11 protein-coding genes and 1 tRNA gene are annotated in these 13,050 nt (G+C 57.6%); 9 read left to right on the plus strand and 3 right to left on the minus strand.

The window, feature by feature from the left end; genetic code table 11:
- The first annotated feature begins 8 nt into the window (after positions 1-8).
- The 4 genes from HF949_RS10255 to HF949_RS10270 all read left to right on the plus strand — a co-directional run bounded on the left by HF949_RS10255 (position 9) and on the right by HF949_RS10270 (position 3,919).
- Positions 9-1,106 (plus strand): TRAP transporter substrate-binding protein, encoded by a 1,098-nt coding sequence (locus tag HF949_RS10255; protein WP_292894715.1) that lies wholly within the window; start codon positions 9-11, stop codon positions 1,104-1,106.
- A 69-nt stretch (positions 1,107-1,175) separates the two neighbouring features.
- Positions 1,176-1,730 (plus strand): TRAP transporter small permease subunit, encoded by a 555-nt coding sequence (locus tag HF949_RS10260; RefSeq protein WP_292894717.1) that lies wholly within the window; start codon positions 1,176-1,178, stop codon positions 1,728-1,730.
- 2 nt (positions 1,731-1,732) lie between these two features.
- Complete coding sequence (locus tag HF949_RS10265) at positions 1,733-3,301, plus strand: TRAP transporter large permease (protein WP_292894720.1); 1,569 nt, start codon at positions 1,733-1,735, stop codon at positions 3,299-3,301.
- A 75-nt stretch (positions 3,302-3,376) separates the two neighbouring features.
- Positions 3,377-3,919: an OsmC family protein gene (locus tag HF949_RS10270; RefSeq protein ID WP_292894723.1), complete on the plus strand. Its 543-nt coding sequence runs from the start codon at positions 3,377-3,379 to the stop codon at positions 3,917-3,919.
- Positions 3,920-3,925: 6 nt separating this feature from the next.
- Here HF949_RS10270 and HF949_RS10275 read toward each other — a convergent pair whose 3' ends face one another.
- Positions 3,926-5,248, minus strand: coding sequence for a sigma 54-interacting transcriptional regulator (locus tag HF949_RS10275; RefSeq protein ID WP_292894726.1), 1,323 nt, complete (start codon positions 5,246-5,248; stop codon positions 3,926-3,928).
- Between the two features lie 462 nt (positions 5,249-5,710).
- Here HF949_RS10275 and HF949_RS10280 point away from each other — a divergent pair, with 462 nt between their 5' ends.
- Both HF949_RS10280 and HF949_RS10285 read left to right on the plus strand, forming a co-directional pair.
- Entirely contained in the window at positions 5,711-6,976 is a 1,266-nt protein-coding gene (locus HF949_RS10280; RefSeq protein ID WP_292894729.1) for a hypothetical protein, read from the plus strand.
- Between the two features lie 55 nt (positions 6,977-7,031).
- Complete coding sequence (locus HF949_RS10285) at positions 7,032-8,432, plus strand: FAD-binding oxidoreductase (protein ID WP_292894732.1); 1,401 nt, start codon at positions 7,032-7,034, stop codon at positions 8,430-8,432.
- Between the two features lie 445 nt (positions 8,433-8,877).
- On the opposite strand, the gene HF949_RS10290 is transcribed toward HF949_RS10285, so the two are convergent.
- A tRNA-Arg gene (locus HF949_RS10290) sits at positions 8,878-8,954 on the minus strand.
- Between the two features lie 352 nt (positions 8,955-9,306).
- Complete coding sequence (locus HF949_RS10295) at positions 9,307-9,984, minus strand: GntR family transcriptional regulator (protein ID WP_292894735.1); 678 nt, start codon at positions 9,982-9,984, stop codon at positions 9,307-9,309.
- A 153-nt stretch (positions 9,985-10,137) separates the two neighbouring features.
- Here HF949_RS10295 and dctP point away from each other — a divergent pair, with 153 nt between their 5' ends.
- From dctP to HF949_RS10310, 3 genes are read left to right on the plus strand one after another with little or no spacing between them, the layout of a single operon-like run.
- Positions 10,138-11,127, plus strand: coding sequence for a TRAP transporter substrate-binding protein DctP (gene dctP / locus HF949_RS10300; protein WP_292894738.1), 990 nt, complete (start codon positions 10,138-10,140; stop codon positions 11,125-11,127).
- Positions 11,124-11,720: a TRAP transporter small permease gene (locus tag HF949_RS10305; RefSeq protein ID WP_292894741.1), complete on the plus strand. Its 597-nt coding sequence runs from the start codon at positions 11,124-11,126 to the stop codon at positions 11,718-11,720. The genes dctP and HF949_RS10305 overlap by 4 nt, the downstream gene beginning before the upstream one ends.
- The gene (locus HF949_RS10310; protein WP_292894744.1) at positions 11,720-13,048 is read left to right on the plus strand and encodes a TRAP transporter large permease; all 1,329 of its coding nucleotides are present in this window, start codon (positions 11,720-11,722) and stop codon (positions 13,046-13,048) included. The genes HF949_RS10305 and HF949_RS10310 overlap by 1 nt, the downstream gene beginning before the upstream one ends.
- The last annotated feature ends 2 nt before the right edge of the window (positions 13,049-13,050 follow it).

Here is a 13,050-nt window from a genome sequence, read left to right on the forward strand (position 1 = left end):
AGGAAAACATGTTGAACAGACGCAAAGTGCTGGGGGGTATTGCGGGGGGAGCCGGTGTCGCGGGCTTGGCAAGTCCTGCTCTGGCCAAGGGAACCAGGGAACTTTCCATGGTGACATCCTGGCCAAAGAACTTTCCCGGTCAGGGAACCAGCGCCGAAAGGATCGCTGACAGCGTCCAGCGCATGACGGATGGGCGGATCACCATCAAGGTGTACGGTGCCGGAGAACTCGTGCCGGCGTTTGAGGTCTTCGACGCCGTCTCCTCTGGCAAGGCCGACATGTATCACTCGGCGGATTACTATTTTCAGGGCAAATCATCCGCCTACAACTTCTTTTCGACCGTGCCGTTCGGTCTGATCTCGAACGAACTTGATGCCTGGGTCTATCACGGCGGCGGTCAGGAGCTTTGGGACGAGGTCAGCGCCGGCTTTGGGATCAAGCCGCATCTGTGCGGCAATAACGGTGTCCAGATGGGCGGCTGGTTCAACAAGGAGATCAATTCGCCGGAAGACTTCAAGGGGCTGAAGTTCCGAATGCCGGGGGTTGGCGGTGAAGTGTTGCGGCGCCTTGGCGCCAATACGCTGACCATGCCGGCGGGCGAGGTGTATACTTCCCTGCAGTCGGGTGCGATCGACGCTGCCGAGTGGGTCGGTCCATGGAACGATCTGTCGCTCGGCTTCTACAAGGTCGCGAAATACTATTATTGGCCCGGTTTTCATGAACCGGCATCGACCTTGTGTCTTGGCACCAACAAGACGCTTTGGGACGGGCTCGACGCGTTCGATCAGAACGCCATCGCCACCGCCTGCCGGGTCGAAAACACAGCGGTTCCAGCAGAGTTCTACTTCAACAACATGAAAGCGCTTGAAACGCTGGTGGACGATCACGGTGTCGAGCTTCGCGAGATGCCGGCAGACGTTTTCAATGCGTTTGGCGAGCAGACAGAGATCGTTCTCAAAGAGCTCGCGGACAAGGACGCGATCACACGCAAGGTGTATGAAAGCTATGTCTCTTTCCGCAACGATGTGTCCAAATGGACCCGCGTTTCCAATGGGGCCTATATCGCAAATCGTCAGCTCTTCCTCGAAAAGCTCCTGAAGCCTTGAACAACCGCTCTGGCGGCCGCTTTTGCGGCCGCTCGGATCGATGAATATGCGGGTTCAAGGGGGAGCACAATGAGCCAGAGATTTCTGACAGGTTTCAGCGATAGCATCGACAGGTTCAATGACCGGCTGGGAAGGTGGGGCTCCTGGCTGATAGGCGTCTTGATCCTGATCCAGTTTCTGGTGGTGGTCCTGCGCTACGTATTTGGTCTTGGGTCGATCAAGCTCCAGGAATCCATCATCTACACCCATGCGGTCGTGTTGATGTTTCTGGCGGCCTACACGCTGCGCCATGACGGGCATGTTCGGCTCGATATTTTCTATTCCGCCGCCAAAACGCGTAGCCGGGCATTGCTCGATCTGTTGGGGGGACTCCTCTACCTGCTGCCGATGTGCGTTTTCATGCTCTACGTCACGGCTCCTTATGTCGGCCGATCCTGGTCGGTTCTGGAGGGTTCGCGCGAATTGTCCGGACTGCCCGGCGTCTATCTCGTGAAAACAAGCATGCTGTTCTTCGCCATCCTCCTTTTGGCTCAGGGCCTGTCGATGATTGCCCGTGCCTGGCTCGTCTATCGATACGACGAGCCCGATACCACGGACGGTGTCGACCACAGCGCCGGAGTCTGACTATGAGCCAGGAAATCTTCCTCACAATCTACTTCGTGGCGTCCTGTCTGGTGCTCCTGACGGGGTTTCCGGTTGCATTCACACTTGGCGGCATTGCCCTGATCTTTGCCGGGATCGGTGCCTCCATCGGCCTCTTCAACCTCTCGTTTCTTGGATATTTCCCCGAGCGTCTTTACGGGATCATCACCAACGATGTTCTGGTGGCCATTCCGATTTTCGTCGCAATGGGGGTTATCCTAGAACGCTCGAAAGTCGCTGAAGAGCTGCTCTACAGCATGGCCCGGCTGTTCGGACGATTGCCGGGAGGGTTGGGTATCTCTGTCACGATCGTCGGTGCGCTGCTGGCAGCTTCCACCGGAATTGTCGGGGCAACAGTGGTGGCCATGGGTCTGGTATCGTTGCCACTCATGCTACGCCATCGATACTCTCCGCGCCTGGCATCGGGGTCCATCGCGGCGGCGGGAACGTTGGGACAGATTATTCCCCCGTCCACAGTGCTTATTCTGTTGGGTGACGCGCTTTCACCAGCATATCAGCAGGCTCAGCTCAAACAGGGAAATTTCGCTCCCGAACCCTTGTCCGTGGGGGATCTGTTTGCCGGTGCGCTCTTCCCCGGGCTGGCATTGGCAGGGCTTTATATAATGTGGCAAATCGCAGTGGCGATTTTCGCACCGCAGCTCTGTCCGCCGGTCAGGGAGGAGAGCGTTCCTGCGGAGAAACACCCGTTGCGGGAAGCCTTGCGCGCACTGGTCGCACCGCTCGTTCTTATCATCGCAGTGCTGGGGTCGATCATCGCTGGTATCGCAACGCCGACGGAAGCAGCCTCTGTGGGCGCTGTCGGTGCGATTTTTCTGGCGGGATTGCGTGGAGGGCAGACAGGCAACAGCCTGATTGTGCTCGCTATCGTCGCACTCGTCGTTGCGCTTGGCTTGCAAGCCTTCTTCGATCTTCGTGTCGCACGCTCGCAGATTCCTTTAGGTGACGTCGTTGCCATCTTCCTTGCGGCAGTCAGCGTGGTGCTGGTTCTAACGGGTCTCGGGGTCAGCTTTTTGAAGCTTCACAAGGCCGGGGTCATGGCATCTGCCTTCCAGTCCACCGTCAAGATCACAGTCATGATCTTCAGCATCATGATCGGCGCGGCGCTCTTCTCGCTGGTCTTTCGCGGCATGGGGGGTGATGACATTATTCACGAGGCGCTGAGCGGGCTTCCGGGTGGACTGACGACGGCCATCGTGGTCGTTCTGGGCGTGATGTTCCTCCTGGGTTTCTTCATCGATATCGTGGAGATCATCTACATCGTCGTACCGCTTGTCGCGCCGGTCCTGTTTGTTTTGGGCGCGGATCCGGTCTGGCTGGGCGTGATGATGGGCATCGTCCTGCAGACCTCCTTCCTGACGCCACCCTTCGGTTACGCGTTGTTCTATCTCAAGGGCGTAGCTCCAGCCTCAATTCGGACCACGGACATCTATCGTGGGGTCATACCTTTTGTCGGCGTGCAGATCCTGGCGCTGATCCTCATCTGGTTCCTTCCGCAAATTGCCTTGTGGCTGCCCGCGGCCATGGGCCGGTGACGGGGAGGGGCCGATAACGCCGCGTCCATGATGGTTCCGGCGCATATGCAGAAAACAGCAGAAAGAAAGGTCATCATGCTGAACAATGTTGATACCGAAGCTCTCGCCGGTGCGCGTCAGGCGATCCGGGAAAAACCGGAGGCGGGTATTGCTTCCTATGGCGTCTCCCTCGCCTGGCAATCGGGTGTGCGGGCGAATGTCCGCACCCTGCCCATGTCACTGGGCGGGGAGGAGATTTCGCGAAATTTTTCCTGGGTGGTGGACGAGCCGCCACAGCTGCTTGGTGAAAGCAAAGGGCCCACGCCTCAAGAATATCTGATGTCGGGTGTCGGCGCTTGCATCATGGTCGGCTTCATCGTCAACGCTTCTGTTAAGAAAGTGGCGGTGCGCAAGCTGAATGTTACGGTCAAGGGCAGCCTTGATCTTGCCGGCTTTCTCAACCTTCGGGATGATGCCAAGGTGGAAATGCTCGGGCTGGAGTATCAGATCGACGTCGATTGCGATGCCGATGATGTACAGCTTGAAGATATCCGGAAGGCGGCTGTCGAGTTCAGCCCCAACGCCATGACCGTTTCACGCGGTATCCCCCTTTCCGGCGAGGTGCGCCGCGCCGCATAGCCCTCCTCAGGGTTTCAGCGCTGCCCGCTTCAGTTTGCGGGCAGCGACAGTGTGCGAGATGTCCAGGCGCTTTGCCAGTTTGCGACTTGACGGGTGATCTTTGAAATGGGCCCGCAAGAGGAAGCGCTCGAACAAGGCCTGCGCGCTTTTGAAATCAGGTGCTTTTAGAATCTGGCTTTCCAAAACTTTTTCGGCGGGGGCTTCTGAAAGGCTTTCATCGCTTTTCGCGGATGCCCTATTGTCTGGGAATGCGCTGATCGACAGGTGGTTTTCACTGTCCTTCAACATGGAAACTGCGCGAAAAATCGCATTCTGCAGCTGACGCACATTTCCCGGCCAATCGGCGATCTGAAGGTGGCGCATGACGGTCCTGGGTACATCGACAGGGGTGCGACCAATCTGTCTGCTCGCCCGTTGGGTGAAGGTTTCAGCGAGCATGGGAATGTCTTCTCTCCGGTCCCGCAAGGCGGGAAGCTCAAGAGACAAGACGTTCAGCCGGTAGTAAAGATCCTGCCGGAACCGGCCTTCGGCAACGCGCTTTTCCAGATTGCGATGGGTGGCAGCGATAAGCCGGACATCAACGCGGCGCGCTGCTTTGCCCCCGACCCGGAGGAAACTGCCATCTTCAAGAAAGCGCAGGAGCTTGGCCTGGATATAAGGCGACAACTCGCCGATCTCGTCCAGGAAGAGCGTTCCCCCATCCGCCAGTTCCACAAGGCCCGGCTTGCCATTGGCGCCGGCCCCGGAAAAAGCGCCCGGTTCGTGACCGAACAGCTCACTTTCCGCGAGATTTTCTGGAATGGCTGCACAGTTCAAAGCAAGAAAGCTTTTGTTTTTCCGGGGACTGAGATCGTGGCACGCACGTGCGGCGAGTTCCTTGCCAGTTCCTGTTTCGCCTTGGATGAGTATCGTTGCGTTAATGGGCGCGAACCGCGCGATGAGATCGCGGGCGCGGACAAGAACAGGCGCCGTTCCCAGGATTTGTGAGAACGCGTCCTCTGTCGGTTGGTTGGAAACCCGGGAAAGGTCATGGCCGATCTGAGCCAGGGAGCGGAAGAGCAGCATCGCGCCCAGGCGCTCTTTCGTTCCGCGCTCACCGCTGCTTTGATCATGAGCGATCGGAATGACCACCACGTAGTAACTTTTTCGCCCGACCGGAATCTCCACGCTCCCTCCGTGGGAAATCAGCTTCTGCAGCTGTCTGCCGGTCGCTGAATCAGACAGATGCGGTTCGGGCTTTCCGATGGAATGGTCGATGAAATCGCCTTGTGAAACGAGGTTGTTTCCGGCTTCATTGATCATAATCACGCAACTGTCAGCGTCGACCACGAAAAGCGGTTCCTGCATGGCAGCGACCAGCGTGTCGAGCTGATAGCGGCGTACCTCTCCGGGAAGCATATCGATTTTTTGCACCGCATGAACGCCATCGACCTCGAGAAGCGTTGCAAAAAGGGCATCGCAGTGGTCATCCCGCAACCGGGGCACGTCCACATAGATGAAATGCCATTTGATCTCCACGCCCCTGAGCACAAAGCCATGCTGAGAAAACACTGAAAGAACATCAGCGGCTATGCCGACGCGCGTAAGCGTATGAATCTCGAGTTTCATGAAATCCGATCCGATATGAAATTTACACGAACCGTATCGATTTCGATACGATTTTGAAAGAGCTGCATCGAACCTCATATTTATGCAGCCGAATCAATGGGATATCGATAGCGATGGAAATGGCACGTTGCTTGCTGCGTGTTGTCTGTCCCCGTTGGGGTGTAAAAGGCAAAGGAGAAAAACATGCCATCTGTAGAGCAATTGTTGTGCCGGCCCGAAAGTATCGAAGCCATCGATGCGGTTTTGAAGGATCCGAAGAATCCGCTGGTGAAAGCTTTCTTCGACGTTGTTGCCAAATACGGTACGCCAGAAGAGATCAATGAGAAGGCGAACAAGGCCCGCGATATCAAGGCGATCAAAGAGCGGCTGAAGGCGATGAAATCGCCTTACCTCGCGGATTTGGAATGGCTTGAGGAGCAGCGCGACAAGGGTGCGTTCGTTTCAATGGACGAGTACTACACCCGTGTTCTGGGATCTGCCGAAGCGGCAAGCAACATCAACCAGGACAACGCTGTAACACTCGAAATCAGCGCGGTTCAGTTTTTTCCTTGGCTGATCAGTGAGGCACAGCATTCAATCCGCGACCGTTCCATCATGCCGGGACGCTATATCCGCGTTCGTAACATGAAGGAATCCGAGCAGGACCGTGGTGATCTTTTGGCGATCGCCGGAGCGATGCAGATCATCGGTGCTTCCTATGTGGAGACGCTCGATACCAAGGGCACGGATGGATCGAACGTGCATCTGGGAGGGCCCGATACAATTGCCGGATATTTCGGTGGTCTGGGCATGCCCAATGACTATCCGTTGAAGTGGCTGGACGAGTATCTGCACTACTACACCACCTACGGTATCCGACAGGTTCTGAATGTCAGCCAGGGCCAGCTCATGATCGGCTATTGGTTGAACAAGATCGGTGTCGACAACGAGTTCAAGATCTCCGTCTTCTATTCCGGACATGACAGCGCCTTCGGGGCATACTTCACCTTTGTCATGGCCAAGCTCATGGAGCGCGAGGACGGCCGCGTGCCGCTGATTGGCCTTAACCTGAGCAATTCGGTGTCATCGGATACCATCAGGCAGATCGCGACTTTGCGGGACCTGTTTGGCATGCGCGAAAAGGTGCGTATCGAGCATCACGTAACCGAAACCTACAAGCATATTGTTCAGCAGCCTTATCTGCGTCGCGATCAACTGGTGGAAGTGGCGGCAACGGTCTCGAACATCGCCGCGAAGCACGAAGGTGGCGAACCGGCGATCGAAGCGGAGCGGGCCCACCCCTCCGATTGCCTCGAATACTTCTGCACTTTGGAGGAGCTTGAGCGAACCGGTCACATGGCCGTTCTGGAACAGAATTATCTCGACAAGCATCATTCCATCAATTTGACGGCTGATGCGCTGACCAAAGCTGGAATAGGCTTTGTAGGCGCACGCAATCTGCACAAATAACAATGTTTGCCGGCGCGCACCAATCCAGTGCGCGCCGGTTCAAGGGAGCGGAGCTATGGGGTTGGGTTATTCGCGTGACATGCGGGTTAACAAACTGGCGGATCAATTGCCGCCAGGGATGGTGCTTTGCGGAAAAGACGTTCCTGAGCGCAATTGGGGGGATGCGTCGCTCGTTCCCAAGGTGGAACCACTTGCGCTAGTGCGACCCCGCACGACCAAAGACGTGTCTCTCACTTTGAAGTTGTGTAATGACATGGGGCTGAGTGTTGTTCCGCAAGGCGGGATGACGGGCCTCGTGGGCGGGGCTAATCCGGATCCGCATTCGATTGCACTGTCACTCGAACTGATGCGCGAGGTCGAGGAAATTGATCCGGTTTCTTCAACAGCAATCGTACAGGCAGGCGTTCCACTTGAAGCGCTGCAGGAGGCTGCAGGAAACGCTGGATGCATGTTCGGACTTGATCTTGGAGCCCGCGGGAGCTGTACGGTCGGTGGGGCGATCTCGACCAATGCAGGGGGCAACAGGGTTCTGCGCTACGGCATGATGCGCGAACTGGTTCTCGGTGTGGAAGCCGTGCTACCCAATGGTACGGTGATTGAAGACATGAACCGCATGATCAAAAACAACGCCGGCTATGATCTGAAGCAGCTGTTCATCGGCTCGGAGGGGACGCTTGGAATTGTAACCAGGGCTGTCCTTAAGCTGCATGCCGCACCCGCTTGCCACATGGCTGCGCTTTGCGCGCTTCCCGACGAAGCTTCACTTTTCCGATTGCTGGAGGCAGCGCGGCGCGATCTCGGACCGCTGTTGAGCGCATTCGAGGTGATGTGGCCCGATTTCTGGAACTGTGCCGCTAAACTGCGTGCTGACAATCAAATTCCGCTTCAGGATGGGCAAGCATTCTATGTTCTGATTGAGATTCAAGGAATGGATGCCGAAGTAGATCCTGTGCGCCTGCGGGATTTTCTGGAGAAATGTTACGAAGATGCTGTTCTTACGGATGGCGTCGTGTCTGCGAGCCAGAGGGATCTACAAAGGTTTTGGTCCATTCGTGATATGTCTGGCGAACTCACTGGTCTATTCGGGCCACATTGTGCATTCGATATCGGGGTCGCACCGGCAATAATACCCGAGCTAGTGCGTACCATCCGAAGAGAAATGGAGACCTCATTTTGCGAACTTGCCGCTGTGTTCTACGGGCACTTGGCGGACGGCAATCTTCATATCAACGCGTGGGACACGCGAGGACGTACACCGCCGTGTGAGAGATTCAGCGGAGCCGTCTATGAAATTGTTGTACAGGCTGGCGGAACGATCTCTGCCGAACACGGAATCGGCCTTCTGAAAAGGCGATATCTGTCGAAAGCAAAGTCCGGCCAGATGATGGATCAGATGCGCCAGTTGAAACGGGTGTTTGATCCGAAGTACATCCTCAATCCGGGGAAAGTGGTATGAAGATCCCTGGGACTATCTCGCCGTAATAATCGCTGACCTGAGAACGTGATAGTTCAAAAATCAATTCATGCGCAGCTATCGCGCCATGCTGGCGGAGCCACATGTCGATCGCGGAGATCATATCTAGCGTTGTTTTATTTTGCGACAGTGTGAAAATCGATCCTGACGTAGCATTGCTTGCATTTGGAGTATCATCAGGAGGGTCTGATCGCACGTAATGATGTTTGTACGCCCCTGAAACTGCCTGCAAGTTCAGTGGCGTCTCAATCCTGTCTGTCGGCGGTTGATCGAGGTTCCGCCTCCTGAGAGGAACAAGGTGACCAAGTGAGAAATGCCCGAGATAGGGTGCCAAATTGCGCCACGTCCCGAGCCAGGTTTTTTCAGGCACGTCGCGGGCCGATGGGCCAACCGGAAGCAGTACAAATCATTGTATTCAGATAGAGAATGGCGCACCCATCAGGATTCGAACCTGAGACCTCTACCTTCGGAGGGTAGCGCTCTATCCAGCTGAGCTATGGGTGCTTACCGTGTCGCAACTGCTTACGCAGTGCTTACGTGAACTTTTCGCGAATTGAAAGATCAGAACGAGGGCCTCGCAAATCCTTGTTCCTGTTGTCCTTTTTCGTTTCCTCGTTTGTGACTGCTCCCTTGACTTCAGCCTTCGGAGGGCAGCGCTCTATCCAGCTGAGCTACGGGTGCTGGCCGATCTGCGCTGGATACGAAGCATCAGCGCGCCGCTTTCATAGCCGAAGCATCCGCCTGCATCAACGATGAAATGCATGTCCCGACATTCCGATTGAAAAGCCGGGGCGACCGATAGCTGTCCGCCTGGACATCGAGCAGGAACTTTTGCTTTTGCCGCTGTCCCAAAGCGCTAGCGCTCGGTCTGTTCCATCATCATGAAGTCAACCAGCCGGTCGGGATCGCAGATGTGGCGGCGCATTTCTGTGGCCGCGCGCGCGCCCTCGCCAGCCTCAATGGCTTCCAGGATCATCGCATGTTCGTTATGCGACTGTCTCATGCGGTCGAGACGACGCAGAAGCCAGCGACGATAGGGGGCGAGCTTGGTACGAAGCCCCTCCAACTGCTCCATCAGATAAGGATTGCCCGCACCGCGATAGATTGCCTGGTGGAACTGGAAGTTCAACCGGTCAAAGCCGTTGCGGTCGCCGGCATCGACGATAGCTGCTGTTTCTTCATGTATGGAGCGTAGCTGCTCGATCTGTTGCTGGTTCATGCGCCGCGCCGCGCATTCGACAGCAAAGGACTCAAGCCCCGAAAGAACCTCGAACATCTGCGCCAGATTTTGCGCGGTAAGGGAGCGCACGATGGCGCTGCGGCGCGGTCGAAGCTCGATCAGGCGCTCCACGCCGAGCCTGCGCAGCGCTTCGCGGATCGGCGTGCGCGATACGCCGAAACGCTCCGCAAGCCGGCGCTCGTCCAGCTCGTCGCCCGGCCTGATCACACCGTCGATGATTTCCTGTTCAAGTTGCCGCGCCAGCCCTTCGGCCAGCGGCTTGTCGTCGGAAACAGTCTTGCGCCTTGCTGTCACCTTGCACCCGCATCCATACCCAGTTTCGAATTTCTTGACCGTTCTTCCGGCTATTGACAAGCCGGTTCGCCACAAACTACGGTTTGGTATACCAGATTTAATATTTGGTGTTCAAATGGGAACGAGAGCCGGGCAACCGGCGGGAGGAAATTGATGAACAGATTCATGGCAGCGGCGCTTGCCTGCGCTGCTTCGGTAATCGCCGTGGAAGCGGCGTCGGCCGAAACCGTTCTGCGGCTCAGCCATTCCTACACCGACGGCGACACACGCGATCTGTGGGCTGACCGGATCTCGGAGATCGTAGCCCAAAAGACCGGCGGAGAGGTGAAGGTGGAGGTCTATCCCAACCAGCAACTCGGCAAGGCGCGGGCGCAGGCCGACTTTGTGGCGCGAGATCGGATCGACATGGCGATCTACCCGCTGCCCTGGCTCTCGGGAAAGGTGCCGATGGCGGAGATCGGCGCGCTTCCGGGGCTCGTCGCATCCCCGCAGGACGGATTGGTGTGGCGTGAGCGGGCGATCTGGCCGATGCTCGAGGAGGCGGTGTCGGAAGCAGGCCTGGTTTTTGCCGGTGGCGGCTGGGCGATGGGCACGATCGGGAACAAGGGCGAGGCAATCGTGCTGCCGGAGGACCTGAAGGGTCACAAGATGAGAGGGCTTGGCAAGGCCACCGAGATCATGATGAACGGCTATGGCGCGACGATCACATCGCTGCCCGCGTCGGAAATCTACCAGTCGCTGCAGACCGGCGTTCTGAGCGGCGTGCTGACGATCTATGCGTCCTTCGAGGGATACAATCTGCAGGAGGTGGTCGATCACCTGATGGTCGGTCCAGGCTTCGTGGGCGCCATGCATTCGGTTCTCCTGTCGCCCGGTGTGGAGGAAAAGATCGGCGAGGCGCATTACGCGGCTCTTCTGGAAGCCATTGCCGAATCTGAAGCCTGGTTCGCAGAACAGACAGTCAAGGACAACAAGCGGATATCCGATGCCTTCCGGGAGGCCGGCGTCAGCGTGCATGAGCTCACCGAAGAGCAGGTTGCACAGTGGCATGATGCGGCGCGCGAGCACGCCTGGGCCTATTTCCGGGAAAGTGTCCCCAATGGTGATGCCGTTCTGAAAGCGGTGGACCAGCCGCGCCAATGAATGCGCTCAACGAAGCAAAGTCAGATCATGGCGGAGCGCCCGAAGGGGCGCCCGCAGAGCAGTCACCACTTCTGAAGGTGCTTTTCAGAGTGCGAGCGGTGCTGCAGCGTGTGTCGGCCGCCGCAGCCATGGTGTCGGCGGTCGGCGTCGTGGTGGCATCCGCCGTCATCACCTGGGCCGTGTTCGCGCGGGGCCTTCTCGGTGTCAATACGATATGGGAACTGGAATTCAGCGTCTACCTTCTGATCTTTGCCGCCTTCCTCTCGGCCGCCTTTACGGACCGCAGCGGCGGCCAGATCAGCGTCCAGATTCTCGCCGGATATCTGAAGGGGCGCGCCGGGCAGGTACACACCGCCAGCCTTGAATTCCTCGCGCTGTGCCTCTTCGTGCTCGTGACCTATTCCGGCTGGAACATGTTTCTTCATTCCTGGGAGACCGGCTGGCGTTCGGAGACCCTGTGGGGTCCACCGCTTTGGGTGCCGCATCTGGCGATCCCGCTTGGTGGAACACTTCTGGTCGCGTCGCTCGCGGTTGATCTGACGATCCGGCTGTGCGGTGGCCGGCTCGAACAGCCGCAGGGAGGGCATCACTGATGGATCCGGTCACGCTTGCCTTCGTTTCGGTTGGCATTCTTCTCCTTTTCATCCTGGCGGGGCTTCCCATCGGCTATGCGCTGCTTGGCGCGATGGTGGCCTCATCCGTTCTGGTCGGTGAGCCGGGTGAACTGCTTTACATCGCGGAAACGGCTTTCCAGTCGCTCGATTCCATCGAGCTGGTCGCGCTGCCGATGTTCATCTTCATGGGCGCGGTGGTGGCGGTCAGTCCAGCCGGCTCAGACATCTATTCCGCGCTGAGCAGACTCCTGCCCGTGCCCGGCGGGCTCGGCATGTCGACCATTGCCGGCTGCGCAATGTTCTCGGCCATCTCCGGGTCCTCGCCGGCCACGGTGGCGGCGATGGGCTCTTCAGGCGTGCCGGAAATGCTCGCGCGTCGATATCCGCCAGGGCTTGCCTGTGGCATCGTTGTCGGTGGTGGAACGCTGGGTATTCTCATACCGCCCTCCATAGTGCTTCTGCTCTATGGCGTGGTGACGAAAACCTCCATTGGCCAGCTCTTTCTTGCCGGCATTCTGCCGGGGCTGATGCTGGTGGTGCTGTTTTCGCTCTACACCTGGTTCGTCATGTGGCGACACCTGGCGAAACTGACGCCCGAACAGCGCGCGGAATTTGAAGAACTGGGCGCCGCGCGCGCCGCCAGCGGCCAGAGCGGCAGTTTTGGACGGGTTTTACCCTTCTTTGCTCTGATGGCCGGCATCATGCTGGCGCTCTATGGCGGCTGGGCAACGCCTTCCGAAATCGCCGCTGTCGGTGCGACGGCCTCCATCCTTCTGGTGCTGGTGATCTACCGCATCACAAGCTGGTCCGTGTGGCGCGAGCTTTTGCTCAAGACGGTACAGGACACGTCGATGATTCTCATCATCGCCGCCTTCGCCTACACCTTTTCGCAGTTTCTCGCCTTCCACAATGTCGTGTCCGCCATCACCAGCCTGCTGGTCGATGCATTCGACAATCGCTGGCTGACGCTGTTCGCCCTTTGGTTGGTGATGCTGGTTCTGGGCTGCTTCCTGCCGCCTTTTGCCATCGTCGTCATCGTGGCACCCATGTTCCTCCCCTTTGTGCTCAGCGCCGGTTTCGACCCGGTCTGGTTCGGCGTCTTTGTGACCCTGAACATGGAGATGGGCTGCATCACGCCGCCTCTGGGCATCAACCTTTTCGTGGTCAAGGCCATAGCCAGAAAGGTTGACATGCGGGAGATCATGATGGGTTCGCTGCCGTTCCTGGCGATCCTGGGCATTGGAACGCTGCTGATTACCCTGTTTCCCGAGATTGTTCTTTTCCTACCTTCGCAGATGATGAGATAACT

Source organism: Nitratireductor sp. (assembly GCF_017794765.1).
Taxonomy (GTDB): domain Bacteria; phylum Pseudomonadota; class Alphaproteobacteria; order Rhizobiales; family Rhizobiaceae; genus Nitratireductor.

What these genes read in the sequence shown, in the direction of transcription:
- HF949_RS10255 (WP_292894715.1), top strand. Translation starts at nt 9, where the DNA reads ATGTTGAACAGACGCAAAGTGCTGGGGGGTATTGCGGGGGGAGCCGGT.
- HF949_RS10260 (WP_292894717.1), top strand. Translation starts at nt 1,176, where the DNA reads ATGAGCCAGAGATTTCTGACAGGTTTCAGCGATAGCATCGACAGGTTC.
- HF949_RS10265 (WP_292894720.1), top strand. Translation starts at nt 1,733, where the DNA reads ATGAGCCAGGAAATCTTCCTCACAATCTACTTCGTGGCGTCCTGTCTG.
- HF949_RS10270 (WP_292894723.1), top strand. Translation starts at nt 3,377, where the DNA reads ATGCTGAACAATGTTGATACCGAAGCTCTCGCCGGTGCGCGTCAGGCG.
- HF949_RS10280 (WP_292894729.1), top strand. Translation starts at nt 5,711, where the DNA reads ATGCCATCTGTAGAGCAATTGTTGTGCCGGCCCGAAAGTATCGAAGCC.
- HF949_RS10285 (WP_292894732.1), top strand. Translation starts at nt 7,032, where the DNA reads ATGGGGTTGGGTTATTCGCGTGACATGCGGGTTAACAAACTGGCGGAT.
- dctP (WP_292894738.1), top strand. Translation starts at nt 10,138, where the DNA reads ATGAACAGATTCATGGCAGCGGCGCTTGCCTGCGCTGCTTCGGTAATC.
- HF949_RS10305 (WP_292894741.1), top strand. Translation starts at nt 11,124, where the DNA reads ATGAATGCGCTCAACGAAGCAAAGTCAGATCATGGCGGAGCGCCCGAA.
- HF949_RS10310 (WP_292894744.1), top strand. Translation starts at nt 11,720, where the DNA reads ATGGATCCGGTCACGCTTGCCTTCGTTTCGGTTGGCATTCTTCTCCTT.